The sequence below is a fragment of the Micromonospora saelicesensis genome (assembly GCF_900091575.1).
Classification (GTDB): Bacteria; Actinomycetota; Actinomycetes; order Mycobacteriales; family Micromonosporaceae; genus Micromonospora; species Micromonospora saelicesensis.
Genome location: NZ_FMCR01000005.1, coordinates 319703 through 339200, shown reverse-complemented (window position 1 = coordinate 339200; position 19498 = coordinate 319703). Strand labels below are relative to the sequence as shown.

Below are 19498 nucleotides of genomic sequence, written 5' to 3'. Positions count from 1 at the left end.
CCGCCGCTGTCAGCGATCGAAGACCGACGACCGCCGCGCGTACCAGCGACGACCGGGCATGGCCGTCACCCCGTACACCACCGTGCTCGCCGCCACCACCAGACTCCCGGCGGCCCACAGCCGTGGGTCCCGTACCCCCTCGTCCTGGCTGTAGGTGAGATAGAACAGCGCCGACACGCCGACCGGCCCGAACCACCCCAGGAACACCACACCCCGCCAGGGCAGCCCCAGCGCCGGCTTCAGCAGAAGTACCACCGGCAGCCGACGCAGCACCAACACCGCGACCACGAACGCCGCCAGTGGCCAGCCCAACTCGCGCCACGCACGCCACGGCACCTCGACCCCGAGCAGGAAGAACAGCGGCAACACCAGATAGCGGGTCAACGCGTCGTCGAGCTTCTGCTCTGACGCCCGCGACCGGTCGCCGATGACCGCGTTGTACGCCAGACCGGCAACGAACACCGCGAGGATCGCGTCGGTACGCGCCAGCCTGGCCGCTCCCAGTGCCGCGACACCGAGCACGACCGTGAAGATCAGTAGCGAGCCCGGATCAACATCCTCCCGAGCCTGGGAGACCATGACGGCACGCCCCGCGGCGTAACCGATCGCCGCGCCGATCGCCACGGCCCCCAGCACCCCCCACACCGCCTCCCGAAGGTGACCTCCGAAGGATCCCGACGTCGCGGCGTACAGGGCGAGCACGACGAAGACGAAGGCAAGCCCGTCGTTGGCGCCCGACTCACCGCTGATCACCTGACGCAGACGCGCCGGTAGCTGCCGCTCGGCGGGACCACCCGACACGACGCTTGATGCCAGAACCGGGTCCGTCGGCGTCATACAGGCGCCCAGCAGGGCCGCCAGGGCAAGGGGCAGGCCGAGGACCAGCCAGGCCAGGCCGGCGCTGACCACCGCCATAGCCACCATCGCGACGGTGAGCAGCACGCCGACCGGACGGATCACCGACCGGTACGCCGACAGCGGGAAACGCAGCGCCACCGCCATCAGCGAGATGGCCAACAGGATCCGGCTCACCTCCAACGTCACCACCGACGCCTCGTGCGGAGGCAGGTCGATCAGCCCGAGAACCGGACCGGCCAGTACGCCCACCAGCAGCGCGAGCAGCGACTCACTGACCGGTGCCCGGCGAATGGCGCTGCCCCAGAACGCCAGCAGCACCCCCAGGACCCCCACCAGCGCGTAACTGAGGTGCAGCGGATACATCCCACGCCGCTACCCCCTCATCCCCACTTCACACCCTGACGTACCAGCCACTCGTCGACATCGGCGGACAGCGCGCGCGGCATTCGGGCATGCGCCACGATGACCCTGTGACGACGATGAACTACGCGCCGTGAGCCGACCCCGTACCGCCGCCGCGCGGCTCGCCGAGATACGGGAGAGCTTCTGGCTGCTGCCGGCGATTTTCTCAGTCGGCGCGGTGCTGTCGGCGATCGGGCTATCTGCGCTGGAGCTGCAGTTGGATCTTCCCTTCGGAGGGGTCGTGCCCAGCGGCCCCTCCGGCGCGCGGTCGCTGTTGTCCTCGATCATCACGGCGATGATCTCCTTCACCGCGCTGGTCTTCTCCATCACGGTCGTGGCCCTGCAGTTGGCCAGCAGCCAGTACTCCCCCCGCGTCCTGCGGACCTTCCTGCAGGACCGGATCATCCAGGCGACGCTCGGTACGTTCGTCGCGACGTTCCTGTTCGCCATGGTGGTGCTGGCCGCGCTACCGGACCAGGCGAACCAAGGGTTGCCCGAGCTGTCCCTGGCGGTGTCGATCGCGCTCGTCCTGGTCAGCAGCGCCACCTTCATCTACTACCTGCACCACATCACCACGGTGATGCGGGTGTCGCACATCATCGGCTCCATCGGCGCGCAGACCCGACGGTCGATCGCCGGCCTCCCTCCGCCCGACGACCCGCAGGTCGTTGTCCTCGGTGAGGTGACACAGACCGTGCCAGCCTCGGAACCCGGCATGGTCAGCAACGTCGATCTCCCCCTGCTCGCGCGGCTGGCCCGCGAGCACGACTGCGCCATCACCGTCGTACCCACACCGGGTGACTTCGTCGTCGCGGGAGCACCGCTGCTGCGCATCCACCGGATCGCCGACGCCACGCCTCGCCCGGTGCCAGTCGAGGCGGCCGAACAGGGCGTGACCATCGGCGTGGAACGCACCCCGGGCCAGGACCTCGGGTTCGGCTTCCGCCAGCTCGCCGACATCGCCGAACGCGCGCTGTCCCCCGGCATCAACGACGTCACCACCGCCGTACGCGCCGTGCAGGAAGCACACGACCTCCTGCGCCGGCTCGCCACCCGCCCCGACCCGACCCACATCGTCCGCGACGACGACGGCACTGTCCGCGCTCAGATGAGAAGCATCTCGTACGACACCATCCTCGCGATGATCATCGACGACATTCGACTCGTCTCCCGGCAGCAGCCACGCGTCCAACGCCTGCTGGACTCCGTCGTCCGCGACGTGGCATCCGTCGCGCTTCCCGTCCACCACGCCGCGATCCGGCGTCGGTTACCAACGCCGGCCGCTGACAACCTGCCCTGACACCCTTCAATTGACGTCGTTTCGCAGTTCACGTCCCGGGTCGGCACCCAACCGGCGGAACAGGAAGGGATCGCCCGCGCGAGCACCGCTCCACAATGGAGACTCTGTCGGTGAGTGCCATCCCGCCGCTGCGCCGCTCGCGATGGATCCTCCCGGTGGTCTCCGGCACCCGCGTCACCCCGGCTTGAACTGTTCGTCGACCTCATCTTCGTCTTCGCATTCCTCAACGTGGCCGGCCTCACCGAGGCGCCTGGGCATCGGGTGCATGCGGGTGGATCCCGGGGCCGGGGTTGACCGGGGAATCCCCGGTCACCTTCGGGTGAGGCGGTAGGTGTCGGCCCGGTCGGGGCTACCTCGCTCGGAGGGTGAGCAGGGTGATCTCGCTCGGCGCGAAGATCCGGAATGGCGGACCCCAGAAACCGGTCCCCCGGCTCGTGTAGAGCTGGGTCTGGCCATGCCGGCTGAGGCCCTGCACGACCGGCTGGTCCAGCCGGACCAGGTAGTGGAACGGCCACATCTGTCCGCCGTGGGTGTGCCCGGACAGTTGCAGATCCACGCCGGCCGCGACCGCGTCGTCGATCTGCTTGGGCTGGTGCGCCAGCAGCAGCACGGGGAGCCGCGGGTCGGTGCCGGCCAGCGCCGCGGCGTGATCGGCGCGGTGACCGGCGACGCCGGACGAGGCGGCGGTCACGTCGTCCACCCCGGCGACGACGAGCCGGGCGCCGCCCCGCTCGACCACAAGGTGCCGGTTGTGCAGCGGCTCCCAGCCGAGGGTCCGCATGTGCTCGACCCAGCCCTCCGCCTCGCCGTAGTACTCGTGGTTGCCCGTCACATACACCCGGGCCAGCCGCGCCTGGACGGCTCCCAGCGGCGCGGCCTGCGCCCGGCGCTGGTCGACCGTACCGTCGGCGATGTCGCCGGTGTGACAGACGATGTCGGCAGCCAACCCATTGACCACCTCGATGGTCCGGACGGACCAGCGGGCCCGGTCGATCGGCCCATAGTGGGTGTCCGTCAGCAGCACCACCCGGACACCGTCGAGACCCGCACCCAGCCGATCCACGGTGACGTCCACCCGCCGGACCCGAGGCACTCGCACCGCCTCGGCGTACCCCCAGACGGCCAGGACGACCGAGACGACCGCCGCACCGACCGCCACAGCCCGGGACCGCGCCGGATCGGCGACCCCCGCGGCTGCCAGCGGGAGCCGGGCCACGTTGCCGAGCAGCGCCCAGACGAACAGGATCCAGACCAGGCCAAGGAGTGTGTCCCCCGCCCGGGCCGCCGCGTCCAGCCGCCGGCGGCCGTGCCCGAGATACATCAGAACGGGGAACGCGACCAGCGCTACGACGAACACGCTCGTGCCGGCGGCCACCACCGGCGCCGGCCACCGCGCCGCCACCGTCAACGTCCACCACGGCAGCCCGAACAGCAACGCCAGGACCGCGACCAGCGTCGCCCCGGACACCAGCGGTCGCAGCGACCCTCGCGCCGGCCGCACCTGTACGGCATCGCCAGCAGCCATCGTCGTCCTCCATTCCGGTCTGTGCAGCATGACGCGGTCCGGGCCGGATCGACCAGGCCCGGAAACCGGGACGGATCCGGCCCGTAGATGATCGACCCGCGACCCGAGGGTGCCTCGGTTCGGGTGCGGTCAGCGGGTGGCGGGCGACGCCCCGGCCGAGAGTCTGCGCCTGATCATTTCAGGCTCGCCGGAGACGGCCCGTGCGGTTGAGTCGGCGCTGTCGTTTCGCGCCGGTCGCGGTCGACGTGGGCGGCGACGTCGCCGCCACACGGTTCTGCGCCGAGGCTTTGGCTGCTACTGGGACGAGACGCACCTGCTGGCCGTCGACATCCACGGAGCCTGGCGAACGCCTGGCGGCGGATCGAGCACACGGAAGCTATCGACATCTGCGAGTGCGGCTGCGGCTCGCGGCCGAGCTTGCTCTGCAACGATCAACTACAGCCAGTCATGTTGGTCGACCCGGCGGCGTCCGGATCTGCCGAATTGAGTGCGTGTCACCAAACGATCACGCTGGGCCGGTCTCGTGGCCGAGGTAAAGCCAGAAGCGGAGGCCCGGGCTCATGCCATCAAGCGAGGCAGTGGACGTGGACGACGATGTGCTGTGGCTGACCGCCCGTGTCTCGGTGTAGGACCTCAAGCTCGACCCGGTGCCGGTCCTTTGAGACAGGGTCGTCCTTCTCGCCGGCCAGGCAGGTTGGATAGGTACCGTCGTTGTGCAGTGCGCCGCTCACGTCCTGCCAGCTTTCGGCGATTACTGAGTAGATCGTGTCGCCATCGAGAGGGCCCCGTAAGGCCCCGTCTTCCTCAAAGGCGATGGACCTGGTCTGGTCGTTCGACCATGTGACCGTCCCAACGAGCAACTCCGGCTTGGCGGTGTGCGGATCGTCGGCAAGCTTGGCCGCCCCGAAGCCGCCGACCAGCCCTACGGCGACCAGCGCTAGGGAGAACGCAATCGTTACGAGGCGACGATTTGGCGGGGTAGCGACCGCAGCTTGCAGCGCGTCGGCGGATGCCACTGGCATGCCTGCAAGGTACGCGATCGGCGCCCACAGGGCTGACCCAAAAGCGCACTCTCATGCCGCTGTCGGCGCGCGGGCGGCGAGCACGACGGACCCTGCGTACGCTGCCGTGGTGCAGATCGACTTGGTTGCCCTGATCGTTGACGAGTACGACTCCGCGATCGCGTTCTTCACCGACGTACTCGGCTTCGATCTCGTCGAGGATTCCCCATCGCTGACCAATGACGGTCGACCCAAGCGGTGGGTCGTCGTCCGGCCGCCGGGTGCCCAGACCGGGATTCTCCTCGCTCGCGCCGACGGAGAACAACAACGTGCCGCAACCGGTAACCAGGTAGCCGGCCGAGTCGGGTTCTTCCTCCGAGTCGACGACTTCGACGCCGCTTACCGACGGATGGCCGAGGCCGGTGTCACCTTCGTCCGGGAGCCACGGACCGAGCCCTATGGCCGGGTCGCGGTCTTCCTCGACATCGCCGGCAACCGGTGGGACCTCCTCGGATCCGCGTGACGTCACCACAGTTGCCAGTCGACGTGCCCAGGTCAGACGTCCCGATTTTGCCACACAGTGCGAGCTCATCACCGCGATGGAAGCTGGCTGGCCACGCGGAGGAGTCAGATCCGACGCGCTCGACGCCGAGATTGCGGATCGCTACGGCGCCATGCGTACTCCCAGTCTGTGGGTGGCAGGAATGCTCGCTGCGGGCGAGCGCCGCACCGGTATCCGTCTTGATTGCGACCAGCGTGCTGAGGTGTCGTAGCCGCGGACTAGGCAGTCGCGGCCGGGGCGTACTCGGGCTCGCGACCCTCGCTCGGATCCGTGGCGTTGCGGTCCGCTGTGGAACGCCGTACCACCAGCGCCAGCCCGGCGAGGACGGTCGCGGCTGCGGCCAGCTCCGTCGGGCCGACGGGCTCGTCGAGCAGCAGCCACGCCGCGCTGAGCCCGAAGACCGGCACCAGGAGGCTGAACGGCGCCACTCTCGCGACCGAGTACTGGGCGATCAGCCGGTTCCAGATACCGAAGCCGACGAGGGTCGACACGTACGCGACGTACGCCACGGCTAGCAGCCCGCGCCACGACAGACCGGTGATCGCATCCAGCACCGCCTGTCCGCCGTCGACAACGCCGGCCAGGCCGAGCAGCGGCAACGGCGGCACCAGGCTCGACCAGACCAGCAGCGAGAGCGGTCGCGTCTCGTCGCTGGCCCGCATGACTAGGTTTGCCAGGGCCCAACTTGCCGCCGCGAACAGCGTCAGCACGAAGCCGATCACGGAGGCGTGGCCGCTGCTGTGGATCGCCAGCAAGCCAATCCCGACCGATCCGACCAGCACGCCGGCCACCTGCGCCCGCGCCGGCCGCTCGCCCAGCACCGCCGCCGCCAGCAGCACCGACATCAGGGCCTGCGCCTGCAGCACCAGCGAGGCAAGACCGGCCGACATGCCAGCCGCGAGCGCCGTGAACAGCGCGCCGAACTTCAGGACGCCGAGCACCAGCCCGTAGGCGACCACGTAGCGGAGCCGGGCGCTGGGGCGCGGCACCAGGAAGACCAGCGGCACCGCCGCCGCGACGAAGCGCAGCGCGGTCAGCACGAGCGGCGGCAGGTCGCGCAGGCCCAGCTCGATGGCGACGAAGTTGACGCCCCAGATAGCGGCGACGAGCAGGGCGAGAAGTCGGTGTGATGCTTTCATGCCGGCTACGCTGCCCGAGGCAACGCTTAAGGACCAGTTCAACGTTCTTCATTTCTGCTGTAGCGTGGCTACATGAATCTTGACGTACGCCGGCTCCGCGTGCTGCACGAGGTCGCGCTGCGCGGCAGCGTCACCGCCGCCGCCGCGGCGCTGCACGTCACTCCGTCGGCGGTCTCCCAGCAGCTCGTCCAGCTGTCCCGAGAGGCCGGGCACGAGCTTGTCGAGCGGGCCGGGCGCGGGATCGTCCTCACCCCGGCCGGCCAGGTTCTGGCCAGCCACGCGAAGGACGTGCTGGGCGCGGTGGAGCAGGCGGTGGCCGGACTCGCCGCGCTCCGCCACGGCGTCAGCGGTACGGTGCGGGTCGGCGCGTTCGCGTCCGCAGCCGGCGCTCTGGTGGCTCCCTCCGCCGCCCGCCTGCGGGCGAAGCACCCGGAGCTGGACGTGCGGGTGATCGAGGCTGAAGACCAGCAGAGCCGCCTCGACCTGCGCTCCGGCACCCTCGATGTGGCGGTGCTGCAGGAGTACGACCACGTGCCCGCGCCGCTGGTCGACGACCTGGACCGGCATCCGGTCACCACCGACCCGATGCACCTGATCACCCCGGTCCGGTGGCGCCGCCACACCGGCCGGCTGACCGAGCTGAGCGACGTGCCATGGATCGCCAGCGCCGAGCACACGCCGTGCCTACGGTCCACATTGCACGCTTGCCGGCTCGCCGGCTTCGAGCCGGACATCCGGCACCGTGCCGTCGACTTCGCGCTCACGCTGGACCTCGTCGCGGCCGGGCTGGGCGCCGCGCTGGTGCCGGAGCTGGCGCTGCGCCACGTGCCACTCGGGGTGCACGTGGAGCCACTGGTCGAGCCGGTCACCGAGCGACGCATCTTCGCAGTCACTCGCGCCCTCGGCGGCACGCCGAGACGGCCCGCGGTGGACGCCCTCCTGGCGGAGCTAAGCGGCTCGGCCGGCGTCCCCCGTGGACAGCATCCGCCGATCATCGCCTGATGTACGTGCTTTGACCTCCGATCGACGAGCATCCGCCATGATCGGGGCAACGGACGTTGCCGTCAGTCCGCGCGCACGTCAAGCCCGAGGTCGGTGGCGATGACCAGGAAGCGAGCTTTCGTCCGCCAAGCCCAGATCGCTGCTCACTCTTCTGCCGCCGACCGTGCACGCTGGCGGGGCCATCGTAACTGCGTGTACGCGATCGAGAGCGGCCGCCGTTCTCGTCAGAGAAGTAGCTCGTAGCGGCTGACAAGCGTTCGGGTGCCGCCGCCGGAGCGCTGACCGGGAGCGCCGCCGACTTCGACGTCACCGCGGTGGTGAAAGCCGGCGGTCTCGTAGTAGGCCCGCAAGCCGGGATTGGTGGCCACGCAGTCGAGCCGTAGCACGGCGGCGTCGTGGGCGCGTGCCCGATCCGCGGCCCAGGTCAGGATGGCGCTGCCGGTACCGGCAGCCCACCTTTCCACTGCCATCCGGTGCAGGTAGCCGGCTCGACCCACGCAGTCGCTCCATACGGGATCGGACCAGTCGAGCGTCACCGTGCCCGCGGTGCGACCGTTGGCACGTACCAGCCAGGTTTCCCCGCGCTCAACGGCCGGTGTTATCCATTCGGTGACAAACCGGTCCGGCCATTGCTGGATGCCGGCGGCGGTGAGCCAGGCCGCGGAGTGGTCGAGCACCGCCAGGACGTCCGCCACGTCCGCGGCCGTCGCACGAACGAACTGCAGATCCCCGTGGATTCGGCTCGTCATGCCACCAGTTTCTCAGCGCCATTCCGGTTCGCTTGTCCCGACCCCGACCCCGACCCCGACCCCGGCCACGCCGACCGGAGGGCCGCTGCGGCATCCACTTCTGCCGCGATTCGGACGACGCCCACGTCCACGGAATCTGCCTCAGCGCCCACGAGGCCGAGCCATCAGGCGTCAGAACGACCGGCAACGCGCTAACAGGCAGACCGAGGCGGAGCCCTGCCGCTGCCAGCCCGAGCAACCAGTAGCTCCCGTTAGCGCATCGATTTCCTGACGGCGACGACTGGGAACGCTGTCGGCAGCGCCGTGGTGTTCGACACCCGCACGAGAATCAAGGTCCGTCGCAACTGGGCCCAAGCCACGCCGGCGCAGGTCGGTCGCGGATTTCGAAACCTCCACCCGAAAACCGCCCATCCTGCCTGTGCGTCGAAACCCAGCGCATCAGGCCCCAGACGCCCCGCGGCTCCACAGACCATCACCGAGCCCCCACCCCGACGTCGGTAAAACCACCAAAGAGACCTGTACGTGCACGGGCTCGGGGTGAGTCGGCTGTCCCCAGTGGAGTCAGGCGGCCCGCTGCGGCAGGTGTAGCCGCTCATCGTCGAGGGACTGAAGGACAGCATCCGGCGGTGAGCGGCACCGACGTCACACGATCACCATGATGTCGTCCCGGACTCGCTGGATCGACACCGCTGCGGCCGCGTGGATCGGACGGGTCAACACCGTCGCTGCCCGCACAGACCGGGTGGACGTCTACGCGTTGCTCATCCGGCCCGACGGCTGTGTCGCCTGGGCCTTGAACCCTCGACGCCACCACGCTGGCGCGTGCGCTGGGAACCTGGTTCGGCCAACCGGCCTGAGCGCCGTTCTAACAGTCGTCTCAGGTGCGCTCGGTATGAAGTCGGCGTCAGATAAGCGATGTGACCCGTCTGTAGGAGGCTAGTGATGGCAGTCAACGCAGCGCCGTCCGGGGAAGCGCCGGCCGGTCGGTTGGCAGGCCGGTGGGTGCCGTGGTTGGTGATTGGCATGTGGGTGGCGCTGGCGGCGGTCATGGTGCCGTTGAGCGGGAAGTTGAGCTCGGTAACGACCGACAGAGCCGTGGACACCCTGCCGGCCGGTGCCGAGTCCACCAGGGTGGCGGTGCTGGAGGACAGTCTCCCCGGCGGTGAGGACAACACGTTCGTGTTCGTGTACCACCGCGCCGGCGGTATGACCGACGCCGACCGCGCGACGGTCGAGCGCCACTACAACACCCTTGCCAAGCGGTACCCGCCGAAGGTGGCGACGGCGGCCGGCGAGGACGACGAGGGCCCGCCGACGAGACCCTCCACCGACGGAAAGGCGATGATGTTCACCCTCGAGGTGAGCACCACCTACGGCGTACCGGAGGCCATCGTCGGCCCGTTGCGTGACGCCGCGAAGGACCGCCCCGCCGGCCTGCAACTCGACGTGACCGGCCCGGCCGCGGTCGACGGCGACATGGACGCCGTCTTCGACGGCATCGACGTGCAGGTCCTCCTCACCACCGTCGTCGTCGTCACGCTCCTGCTCATCCTCACCTACCGCAGTCCGGTGTTGTGGTTCATCCCGCTGGTGGTCGTTGGCGCGGCCGCACTGACCGCGATGGCGACCGTCTACCTGCTCGTCAAGGGCTTCGGCATCGTGGTCAACGACCAGAACTCAGCGCTGCTGACGATCCTGGTATTCGGCGTCGGCACGGACTACGCGCTGTTGATCATCGCTCGATACCGGGAGACACTGCGCCACCACGAGAACGTCCGGGTTGCGATGGTCCAGGCGCTACGCGGCGCGGCGCCGGCCATCGTCGCGTCCGCGGCCACCGTGATCGCCGGCCTGCTCTGCCTGCTCGTCGCCAACCTGAACAGCACCAGCGGGTTGGGCCCGATCGGAGCGGCCGGCATCCTGTGCGCGCTGGTGGCCATGCTGACGCTGTTCCCGGCGGTGCTCGTGGTGCTCGGCAGGCGGATCTTCTGGCCGGCCATCCCGCGGTTCAGCACGACCGTGGAGGAGAAGCCGGGGCTGTGGGGACGGCTTGGCACCGCCATCAGCCGCCGCCGGTGGGTGGCGACGCTCAGCTCGCTCGGAATCCTCGGCGTGCTCGCCATCGGGTTGGCGGGCAACACCGGCGCCCTGCGGGAGCAGGACCAGTTCTTGTCCCCGCCGGAGTCGGTCACCGGCTTCACCGTTCTCCGCCAGCACTTCCCGGAGCTCGGCGGCCAGCCGATGACGATCTTCACGCGGCCGGCGTACCAAGAGCGGGTGCTCGACGCCGTCAAGGGCACTTCCGGCGTGGCAGTGGCCATCCCGGGTCAGGCCAGCGGTGGCTGGGCCGACATCTCCGTGTTTCCGACGGACGCGCCGGACACGGTCGCGGAGTACAACACGATCAAGCGGGTGCGCACCGCCGTGCACGCGGTGAGCGGGGCGGAGGCGATCGTCGGCGGGCCGAGTGCAGAGAACCTCGACACCCAGGTGACCACCAGCCGCGACGAGAAGCTGGTGATCCCGCTGGTGCTGGCCGTCGTCCTGATCATCCTCGGGCTGCTGCTGCGCGCGATCGTGGCCCCGCTGGTCCTGATGGCCACCGTGATCGTCTCATTCGCCGCAGCCTTCGGCGGCAGCGTGTTCGTCTTCGACACGATCCTCGGGTTCAAGGGTATTGACTACTCGGTGCCGCTGCTGGCATTCCTGTTCCTGGTGGCGCTCGGCGTCGACTACAACATCTTCCTGGTCAGCCGGGCCCGGGAGGAGACCGCGCGTCTCGGCACCAGAGAGGGCATGCTCAAAGCCCTCTCCGCCACCGGTGGCGTCATCACCTCGGCGGGCCTGGTCCTTGCGGCCACGTTCGCGGTCCTCGCCACACTTCCGCTGGTGATGCTGATCGAGGTCGGGTTCCTGGTCGCCTTCGGCGTGCTGCTCGACGCCCTGCTGGTGCGGTCGGTCCTGGTGCCCGCCCTCACCCTGCTGATCGGCCGGCGGATCTGGTGGCCGAACCGGCTGTCCCGTCCGACAGCAGAGCCGCCGGACGGTCAACAGTCGCTCGCCGACGAGGAGCCCGCGCTGCGACGGTGAGCGCGGCGGCACGGTCGATATCCGGGACGGGCTCAGGCCCGTCCCGGATATTTTCATGGGTCCGGCGGTCGCCGTCCTCTGGTCCTGCGCCACGCGCTGCGGCTGGGGTCAGCGCACCGCGGTGTCCTCCCCGGCGGTGAGCCGCGTGATCGAGGCGGGCGGGGCCGCAGCCGGAAGGTCGACCCGAAGCAGCGCGCCACCGCGTGCGGAGCGGGCGACGGTGGCCCGGCCGCCGTGGGCGTGAACGACCCGCTGCACGATCGACAGCCCCAGACCGGATCCCGGCATCGCCCGGGCGCTGTCGGCACGGTAGAACCGGTCGAACACCCGCGGTACGTCGGCGGCGTCGATGCCGGGACCGGCGTCGTCGACCTCGAGCACCGCCGACGCGCCCTCGGCGCGGAGCCGGACCTGGACCGGCTGGTCCGCAGGGGACCACTTGCCGGCGTTGTCGATGAGGTTGAGCACCGCCCGCTGGAGGCCGGCGGGTCGGCCGCTCACCCACACGGAGGTGAGGTCGAGCGCGATCTCGATGTCGGGCGCGCGGGAACGCGCCCGGGTCGCGGCGGCCACCACCACGTCGGCGAGGTCGAGCAGCTCGGTGTTCTCGTCGGTGACGTCACCGCGCGCCAGGTCGGTCAGCTCGGCGGCAAGGGTGCTCAACTCGGCCACCTGGGCGCCGAGGTCGTTGAGCAGCGCGGTCCGGCTTTCCGCCGGCAGTGCGCTGTCCAGGGTGCCGCGCCGATCGAGCCGGATCAGCAGTTCGACGTTGAGGCGCAGGCTGGTGAGCGGGGTCTTGAGCTCGTGGGCGGCGTCCTCGGCGAGCAGTCGCTGGGCCCGCCGTGAGTCCCGGAGCGCGGCGAGCATGTCGTTGATCGACTGGATCAGCCGCCGGATCTCCCCACCGCCCTCATCCGGGATGGCGGCGTCGAGATCCTGGGTGTTCGCGACGCGTACCGCGGCGGCGGTCAGCCGGTCGATCGGTGCCAGCCCGGTCCGCGCCACGGTCCGCCCGACAAGGGCGCCGCCAAGCACGCAGAGCAGCCCGATCAGCAGCATGCCCAACCCGAGCTGGGTGATCGGGCTGTCGTCGGTGACGCGGGCCATCTGGACCGCGCCGTCGCCAGCCCGCAGCGTGTAGATGAGGTAGCCGTCGTCGTCGCCGTCGTGCGACTCCATTAGATCGGCCGACGCGCCCTGCGCCACGCGCCCGGCGTGCTCGCTGACCGGGGGCAGCACGGGTTGGCCGGCCGGCGTCCGGGTCGAGCCGTCGGGCAGGATGACCCGCACCAGCCGACCGGATCCGGGATACGGCGGTAGCTGGACTTGCGCCAAACCGGCGCGCTCCGCGTTCGTCGCCAGGATGCGGGAGTCGGCGCGTAGCTGATTCTCGGCGGTGTCCTGCAGCTCCGAGTCCAGTAGCTCGATGGCCACTTGGAAGGCCACGAACACGCTGACCGCGATGGCCGTCGCTGCGATCACCGTCAGCCTGGTCCGCAGGGACCGCCGGCGCCACCATCGGGTCAGCCGGCGCGGTTCCCGGCCGGGGGGCCTGCTCACGGAGGAGTCTCCCGCAACGTGTATCCCAGGCCGCGCAGCGTGTAGATCAATCGCGGCTCACCCTCGGCCTCCATCTTTCGACGCAGGTAGCTGACGTATACCTGGAGGTTGTTGGCGGTGGCGCTCATGTCGAAGCCCCAGATCGCCTCGAATAGCGCGTCGCGGGTCAAGACCCGGGTCGCGTTGCGCATGAGGACCTGCAGGAGGGAGAACTCGGTCCGGGTCAGGCGCAGCGGTCGCCCGCCCCGCCACGCCTCGAACCTGTCGGGATCGAGCCGGACGTCGGCGAACGACAGGATCTGCGACTCCCCGTCGGTCGGCGTACGACGGCGCAGCAGGGCCCGCACCCGGGCCAGCAACTCTTCAGTGGCGAACGGCTTGGGCAGGTAGTCGTCGGCGCCCGCGTCCAGCCCCGCGACCCGGTCGGAGACCTGGTCACGGGCGGTCAGCATCAGCACCGGCAGATCCCGACCCGCGGCCCGCAACCGCCGGCAGGTCTCCAACCCGCCGAGGCGGGGCATCATGACGTCGAGGATCAGCAGATCCAGCGTGTCACCGCCGGCCCCACCGACCCCGTCGAGCACGGCGAGACCGTTGGCGACAGTGCTGATGTCGTAACCCTCGACCTGGAGCACCCGCTCCAGCGACTGACGGATGGCCGCATCATCATCCGCGATCATGATCCGCACGCTGGCCCGCCCCCTTCCAGTCGATGCTTTGCCGCTCATTGTCCCCGATCAACCTGAGGCCAGGATTCAAAAGAGGATGCGCTGGTTACGGCATCGCGAGTGGGATCGGCGTCTCAGCTAACGGGACCAGCTACTGGTCCGGCACGGCGGAAGTGGGCGCCCGGGCATCGATGTACAGCGGACCGGTCACGAGGACGATCAGCGACCGGGGTACACGAGCAATGCTGGGAGCAGCGAGCCCAGACCACTTCGGCATCCACTGGGAGGCCACGCCGCACCGCTCGATCTCCATCACCGCAGGTCAAAGCTTCTCGCTGCTCTCCGGCATCGGTGAGCACTTCGGGCACGGAGACCTCTTCGCCAACCTGCACCCAATCTGCTCCCAGATGCAAGGCCACGCCAACCAACGGCTCCTTGGCGCCTTGACCTGCGCACACTCCCTTGCCAGGCGGAATAGAGCCTGGTCGACCGCTGCGCAGAAGCGCGGAGCACTCCGCTGTGAAACAGGACGCCGCACCCACTCTGACCTGCGACAACGTGGAGCCGCAGGCAGGGGTGGGTGCAGCTACACGCCGTCGGGTGCCGTTCGGTGCAGTTGCAGGCCGTTCAGTGCACCCTGTTCTGGCTGCTGGTCCCAGGAGCCTCGGCTTACGCCGACGCCCGGCCTGCTCCCACGGCCCGGCCATCACTGGCCGCCCTCACGGACGCCACGCCTCATCAGCGGCAGATCCAGACGCGTCAGATCGTCACGGGGCAGTGCGGGGCACCCGGTAGGTTTGCCCGCATGTCACCGATCCCGACGCCGTTGTTACCCGAAACCCGACGTGCGCTGGTCCACCGGCTGGCCACTGGTCAGGTAGCGGGTCGGGCGCCTTCGGTCGTCGCTGCCGTGGTGCGTGATGGCCGTCCTGTGTGGGTGGACGGGTGGGGAACGGTGGACGGCAGGGTGCCGGATGGCAACCTCCAATACCGGATCGGCTCGATCACCAAGACTTTCCTGGCGGTGCTGGTGCTGCGCCTGCGCGACGAGGGGCGACTCGCGCTTACCGACCCGCTGGCCGAGCACCTCCCCGGCACGGCGGCGGGCAAGGCCACGGTCGGTGCGCTGCTGGCGCACACCGCCGGGCTGATCGCCGAGGCGCCCGGCCCGTGGTGGGAACGAACCCCGGGCGCGCTGCGACCCGACCTGGCCGACGTGCTGGGCGGCGAACCGCAGGTGCATCCGCCCGGACAGCGCCACCACTACTCCAACCCCGGCTATGCGCTGCTCGGCGCACTGGTGCAACGGGTTCGGGGCCAGGCGTGGGGCGAGGTGCTACGGCACGAGGTGCTGGAGCCGCTCGGGATGACACGCACCACCCTGCTGCCGATCGCACCGCATGCCACGGGCTGGGCAGTGCATCCCTGGGCCGACGTGCTCCTTGCGGAGCCCGCCGTGGACACCGGTCTGATGGCGCCTGCCGGACAGCTGTGGTCGACCGTGACGGACCTGGCCAGATTCTCCGCGTTCCTCATCGACGGCGACGACCGGGTACTCCATCCGGACACCGTCGCCCAGATGCGCAACCCGGCGAGCCCGCCGGAGGCGACGGACTCAGACAGCGGCTACGGGCTCGGCATGCAGCTGCTGCGCCGCGACGGCCGACTATTGTCCGGGCACACCGGCTCGATGCCGGGCTTCGTCGCGGCCGTGTGGGTCAGCCCCGATGACGCTCTGGGCGCGGTCGTCATGGGTAACCTGACCGCCGGCCTGCCCGCCGGTACTCTCGCCGCTGATCTACTGCAGACGGTCGCCGAGCGGGAGCCGCGGATCCCTGCGCCGTGGCGACCGCTGCCCTCAGTTGACCCACAGCTACTGGATCTCGCCGGCCCGTGGTACTGGGGGCCGGCCCCTTATGTGCTGCGCCCGCAAGCTGATGGCTTCCTGGAGTTGACCCCGCTGTCCGGCGGGCGCGGCACCCGGCTACGCCCCACCGACGACGGCGGCTGGGAGGGGATCAACGGCTACTTCGCCGGCGAACAGCTGCGGGTGCAACGCGACGCGGCGGGAGTCGTCAGCCACCTCGATCTTGGCACCTTCATCTTCACCCGGCAGCCCTACGACCCTGCGGCGCCAGTGCCCGGCGGTATCGACCCGGCCGGTTGGCAGGCCGGCTGACCTCACGAACGCAGCGATCTCGGCGTGGGTGACGATCAGCCACCCGTGATCGGGTGGCGCGAGCAATGCGGGGAGCAGGGGGCCCCGACCACTTCGGTATCCACTGGGAAGCCACACCGCACCGAATGACCGCACCACCGCAGATCAGAACCCTCGTCTCCGCCCGCGTCGGAGAGCACTTCGGTCGCGATGACCTCTTCGCCAACCTGCACCCGATCTGCTCCCAACCTGCTCCCCCTAGACGGGGCTCGCACCAACTCGCACCAACGTGCGGGCCATAGGATCCACTTCCATGGTCCGCACCACACCTCCGCGTCCTCTGGACATCACCGCGCTCTTCCCCGAACTGCGGGCACATTCCATCACCGCTACCCGCCTGCATCCCCGACCCGGCGCTCCGACCGTTACGGACAGTTCGGTCGGCGGACCGCTGCTGTGGCCGGCCGACGAGGTATGGCCGGTCTGCGACGACGCCGAGGCGCACGAGCCATGGAACCTGACGACCCCGGCCGCCCTGCACCGCAGGCGGGAGATCCTCGCGACCGCAGAAGCGCGGGAGCCGCTGCCGGGCGGAGACTTCTTGACTGCGGAGGAGCGGGCCGAGCTCGATGCGGCCGACGCTCTGGACCTGGACGACCTGATCGAGGATCCCATTCCATTGGTTCCGGTCGCGCAGCTGTACCGACGAGATATCCCGGACTACGTCGGTCCAGACGGCACCGACCTGCTCCAGGTGCTGTGGTGCCCGGTGGACCACTCGGACCGGCACTACAGCCCTCGCGTCTTTCTCTACTGGCGCGACAGTTCCGCCGTCGGCCCGCTGCTCGAAGCGCCTCCCGAACCGCCGGTGATCAGCGACATGTACCTGCCGCTTCCGTGCGTGGTGCACCCCGAGCAGGTCCGCGAGTACCAATACGCCGACCTGCTCCCCGATGACCTACGCGAACGGCTCGACGACTGGGATGACGACGAAGACGAGAGCCGTCCCCACTATCAGAGCGACTTGTCGCTCGCTCCAGGATGGAAGGTCGGCGGGTACGCCAACTGGTCACTGACCGATCCGTACCCGATGAACTGTGCTGCCTGCGGCGCCACGATGACCTTGATTCTCACCGTCGACTCAAGCGACTGGAACGGCATGCATTGCAGCTGGCGCCCGTCCGAGGAAAACCCCACCACCTCCCCAGACACCGTCGGCGTGCAGATCGGGCGCGGCTACTCGCTGTACACCTTCCGCTGCCCCGAATCAATCGATCATCCCCCGGCCACCGCTATGCAGTGACGCGGCCTCAATCCATGGCCTGCCGGCCTCCGAAACGCGCTCAGACATGCGCGGACGCCGCCCGACTGACAACCGGAAGCACCATGGCTGACCTCTTCGGGGACGCCGAAGAGGTCTATCGGCAGGAAGGGTCAGAAGGTTGCTGGGACATCGGCTGCCTCCCCGCCGTGTCAGAGCTGGATCTGGTCCTCGATGGGGCTGCCAGAGGCACTGAGATATGGTGGCTCGCCCGACTTGGGCACGACGACCGGGCCGTTGCGTCCGATGACAGCAGCGGGCGGGGTTACGAGCCGAGCCAGCGGTCCAGGTAGGCGAACAGCCCGGTCAGATCCGTGCCACCAGCCCGGTAGCCGATGTGTCCATCGGGACGGACCAGTAACACGCCATTAGCGCCGGTGCCGAGACCCAACCGTCGCAACGCCTGAGCAGCGGACGTCGGTGCCTCTCCGACGGCATCGGGCTCGGTCAACCAATGCACGGTGAGTTGCTCCCCAGCCAGCCTCACGGTGTCGCCCGCAGGCCAGCCAGCGGCTGGTCCACACAGCAGCAGGTGCCATCCGGGCGTGGAGGTCAGCCGACGCAGCGTGCTGGCGTCTGCGGTGCCGGACAGCGGGGCGTCGGGCAGCCGGTCTCCGGGTCGTGGACCGCTGCGTGACGGGCGCGGCCCTTCCACTGACAGCGGGCTGTTCCGGTAGGTGATGCCCAGCTGCGAAACCGTCCGGAAGGCGGAGGCCCGCACTGACCGCGACGCGAGCATGACCGGGATGAGAGCGGGGGCGATCCGGGTCCGAGCGAACCGGACGGCCGGGTTGGTGGACGTCGCGACAGTGAACGCCCGGTCGCTGAAGCGCAGCACCATCCGGCCGACAGGCGCCCGTTCGATCTCGTAGGTGTCCAGGAGCGTCGAGTCAGCGTTGCCCCGCAGGGCCTGGGCGAGTTTCCAGCCGAGGTTGACGGCGTCCTGGATGCCGGTGTTCATGCCCTGCGCGCCGGCGGGGCTGTGGATGTGCGCGGCGTCGCCGGCCAGGAACACCGACCCGGCCCGGTAGTGGGTGGCGGCGCGGTGGTGCAGCCGGAAATTGGTCATCCAGACAGGATCACGCAGGCGCACCGTCGCATCGGTGTAGGTGTCGGCGAGTGCCTGCACCTCGTGGAGGGTGACCGGGGTGTCTGGTGAGGCCACCTCGGCGGGTGGCCGCATGACCAGCAGCCGCCAGGTGCTCGGGTGCCCGAGTGGGAAGAAGAACAGCATTCCCCGCTCGGACAAGAAGACGTGCGCCGTCCCCGTGTCGAGGCCGTCGGCCTCCAGGTCAGCTAGGACGAACGTCTGCGGATACGCAGCGCCCTCGAAGCCGATTCCGGCGAGGTGCCGCACAGCGCTGTGTGCGCCGTCGCAACCCACCACGTATCGGGTTGCGACCCGCTCGGTCTGGCCGTCCCCGTGCCGCAGCGTCGCCACCGCACCGTCGGCAGCACGGTCCAGCCCCACCAGCTCGACACCCCGTTCTACGTCGAGCCCCACCGCCGCGAGGTGCTCATTCAGGATGCGCTCGGTCTCCGCCTGCGACAGGAACAGCAGATACGGATACGCGGTGCCGGACAGACCCAAGTCGAACAGTGGCACGGTGCGCGCCCGCCCCCGTGCGTGCAGACACAGCCGCACCGCGCGGTTCCCGACGGCCGTCATCTCGTCAGTCACCCCGAGACTGGCGAGGACCTCCAGGGTGCGGGGCTGGATCGCCAGGGCACGGGACTCCTGCACCCGGTCAAGAGATCGGTCCACCACCCGGACCCGCACACCCAAGGCGGTCAACTGCCCGGCCATGGCCAGTCCGGTTGGCCCCGCCCCGACCACCAAAACCTCGACGGCGCTCACCGGACCTCGACCCAGCAAGAGCCGACGACCCTGACCGGTGTCTCCAGCAGGCCGGCTGAAGTCTTGAACGCAAACACGTACACGATGTCGACCATCCAGATCCTCGGCGCGACGCGCGACTGACCCGCCTCGGCCTCACGGTAGCCCCGTATCGCCGACTGCATATGCCGGTCACCCGGTGCGAGGACTGGCTGCCGGTGATCGGCCGAAAAAAGGCTGGGTGGCGTTCGGCCGCGACCAGTACATCCGCAAGCGGGTACTGGAGCTGCGAGCCTTCGTCAAGGCCAAGGTGCACATGTTCCTGT

The 19498-nt window shown here is 69.5% G+C and carries 14 protein-coding genes and 1 pseudogene; 7 read left to right on the top strand and 8 right to left on the bottom strand.

Annotated elements, in window-relative coordinates; translation table 11 throughout:
• Window positions 1–9 precede the first annotated feature (9 nt).
• Window positions 10–1221 carry a cation:proton antiporter domain-containing protein gene (locus tag GA0070561_RS22730; RefSeq protein ID WP_091404432.1) on the bottom strand — a complete coding sequence of 404 codons (1212 nt, stop codon included), beginning with the start codon at window positions 1219–1221 and terminating at the stop codon, window positions 10–12.
• Window positions 1222–1351: 130 nt separating this feature from the next.
• Here GA0070561_RS22730 and GA0070561_RS22725 point away from each other — a divergent pair, with 130 nt between their 5' ends.
• Window positions 1352–2560 (top strand): DUF2254 domain-containing protein, encoded by a 1209-nt coding sequence (locus GA0070561_RS22725; RefSeq protein ID WP_091404429.1) that lies wholly within the window; start codon window positions 1352–1354, stop codon window positions 2558–2560.
• 349 nt (window positions 2561–2909) lie between these two features.
• Here the strand turns inward: GA0070561_RS22725 and GA0070561_RS22720 are convergent, their stop codons facing one another.
• Both GA0070561_RS22720 and GA0070561_RS22715 read right to left on the bottom strand, forming a co-directional pair.
• Window positions 2910–4085 (bottom strand): metallophosphoesterase, encoded by a 1176-nt coding sequence (locus tag GA0070561_RS22720; RefSeq protein ID WP_091404425.1) that lies wholly within the window; start codon window positions 4083–4085, stop codon window positions 2910–2912.
• Between the two features lie 566 nt (window positions 4086–4651).
• Window positions 4652–5107, bottom strand: coding sequence for a hypothetical protein (locus GA0070561_RS22715; protein WP_141710432.1), 456 nt, complete (start codon window positions 5105–5107; stop codon window positions 4652–4654).
• A gap of 106 nt (window positions 5108–5213) precedes the next feature.
• Here GA0070561_RS22715 and GA0070561_RS22710 point away from each other — a divergent pair, with 106 nt between their 5' ends.
• Window positions 5214–5609: a VOC family protein gene (locus tag GA0070561_RS22710; RefSeq protein WP_091404418.1), complete on the top strand. Its 396-nt coding sequence runs from the start codon at window positions 5214–5216 to the stop codon at window positions 5607–5609.
• A 257-nt stretch (window positions 5610–5866) separates the two neighbouring features.
• Here GA0070561_RS22710 and GA0070561_RS22705 read toward each other — a convergent pair whose 3' ends face one another.
• Window positions 5867–6787 carry an EamA family transporter gene (locus GA0070561_RS22705; protein ID WP_091404416.1) on the bottom strand — a complete coding sequence of 307 codons (921 nt, stop codon included), beginning with the start codon at window positions 6785–6787 and terminating at the stop codon, window positions 5867–5869.
• Between the two features lie 72 nt (window positions 6788–6859).
• Here GA0070561_RS22705 and GA0070561_RS22700 point away from each other — a divergent pair, with 72 nt between their 5' ends.
• Window positions 6860–7789, top strand: a complete 930-nt coding sequence (locus tag GA0070561_RS22700; protein WP_091404413.1) for a LysR family transcriptional regulator — start codon at window positions 6860–6862, stop codon at window positions 7787–7789.
• A gap of 224 nt (window positions 7790–8013) precedes the next feature.
• Here the strand turns inward: GA0070561_RS22700 and GA0070561_RS22695 are convergent, their stop codons facing one another.
• Window positions 8014–8484 (bottom strand): GNAT family N-acetyltransferase, encoded by a 471-nt coding sequence (locus tag GA0070561_RS22695; RefSeq protein ID WP_167362467.1) that lies wholly within the window; start codon window positions 8482–8484, stop codon window positions 8014–8016.
• Window positions 8485–9184: 700 nt separating this feature from the next.
• Here GA0070561_RS22695 and GA0070561_RS34770 point away from each other — a divergent pair.
• Window positions 9185–9478, top strand: a pseudogene (locus tag GA0070561_RS34770) (aromatic-ring hydroxylase C-terminal domain-containing protein); the annotation flags it as partial.
• A 2-nt stretch (window positions 9479–9480) separates the two neighbouring features.
• Entirely contained in the window at window positions 9481–11628 is a 2148-nt protein-coding gene (locus GA0070561_RS22690; protein ID WP_091404407.1) for an MMPL family transporter, read from the top strand.
• Window positions 11629–11736: 108 nt separating this feature from the next.
• Here GA0070561_RS22690 and GA0070561_RS22685 read toward each other — a convergent pair whose 3' ends face one another.
• A complete protein-coding gene (locus tag GA0070561_RS22685; RefSeq protein WP_244166385.1) occupies window positions 11737–13110 on the bottom strand; it encodes a HAMP domain-containing sensor histidine kinase in 1374 nt (457 codons plus the stop codon).
• Window positions 13111–13184: 74 nt separating this feature from the next.
• Window positions 13185–13868, bottom strand: a complete 684-nt coding sequence (locus tag GA0070561_RS22680; RefSeq protein ID WP_279616377.1) for a response regulator transcription factor — start codon at window positions 13866–13868, stop codon at window positions 13185–13187.
• A gap of 793 nt (window positions 13869–14661) precedes the next feature.
• Between GA0070561_RS22680 and GA0070561_RS22675 the strand changes: the two genes are divergently transcribed.
• Together GA0070561_RS22675 and GA0070561_RS22670 are read left to right on the top strand one after the other, a co-directional pair.
• Window positions 14662–16035, top strand: coding sequence for a serine hydrolase domain-containing protein (locus tag GA0070561_RS22675; protein ID WP_091404398.1), 1374 nt, complete (start codon window positions 14662–14664; stop codon window positions 16033–16035).
• A gap of 292 nt (window positions 16036–16327) precedes the next feature.
• Window positions 16328–17317, top strand: coding sequence for a hypothetical protein (locus GA0070561_RS22670; protein ID WP_112626024.1), 990 nt, complete (start codon window positions 16328–16330; stop codon window positions 17315–17317).
• 283 nt (window positions 17318–17600) lie between these two features.
• On the opposite strand, the gene GA0070561_RS22660 is transcribed toward GA0070561_RS22670, so the two are convergent.
• Window positions 17601–19193 carry an FAD-dependent monooxygenase gene (locus tag GA0070561_RS22660; protein ID WP_141710431.1) on the bottom strand — a complete coding sequence of 531 codons (1593 nt, stop codon included), beginning with the start codon at window positions 19191–19193 and terminating at the stop codon, window positions 17601–17603.
• Between the last annotated feature and the right edge of the window lie 305 nt (window positions 19194–19498).

What these genes read in the sequence shown, in the direction of transcription:
- GA0070561_RS22670 (WP_112626024.1), top strand. Translation starts at nt 16,328, where the DNA reads ATGGTCCGCACCACACCTCCGCGTCCTCTGGACATCACCGCGCTCTTC.
- GA0070561_RS22715 (WP_141710432.1), bottom strand. Translation starts at nt 5,107, where the DNA reads ATGCCAGTGGCATCCGCCGACGCGCTGCAAGCTGCGGTCGCTACCCCG.
- GA0070561_RS22705 (WP_091404416.1), bottom strand. Translation starts at nt 6,787, where the DNA reads ATGAAAGCATCACACCGACTTCTCGCCCTGCTCGTCGCCGCTATCTGG.
- GA0070561_RS22720 (WP_091404425.1), bottom strand. Translation starts at nt 4,085, where the DNA reads ATGGCTGCTGGCGATGCCGTACAGGTGCGGCCGGCGCGAGGGTCGCTG.
- GA0070561_RS22730 (WP_091404432.1), bottom strand. Translation starts at nt 1,221, where the DNA reads ATGTATCCGCTGCACCTCAGTTACGCGCTGGTGGGGGTCCTGGGGGTG.
- GA0070561_RS22675 (WP_091404398.1), top strand. Translation starts at nt 14,662, where the DNA reads ATGTCACCGATCCCGACGCCGTTGTTACCCGAAACCCGACGTGCGCTG.
- GA0070561_RS22690 (WP_091404407.1), top strand. Translation starts at nt 9,481, where the DNA reads ATGGCAGTCAACGCAGCGCCGTCCGGGGAAGCGCCGGCCGGTCGGTTG.
- GA0070561_RS22700 (WP_091404413.1), top strand. Translation starts at nt 6,860, where the DNA reads ATGAATCTTGACGTACGCCGGCTCCGCGTGCTGCACGAGGTCGCGCTG.
- GA0070561_RS22680 (WP_279616377.1), bottom strand. Translation starts at nt 13,868, where the DNA reads ATGATCGCGGATGATGATGCGGCCATCCGTCAGTCGCTGGAGCGGGTG.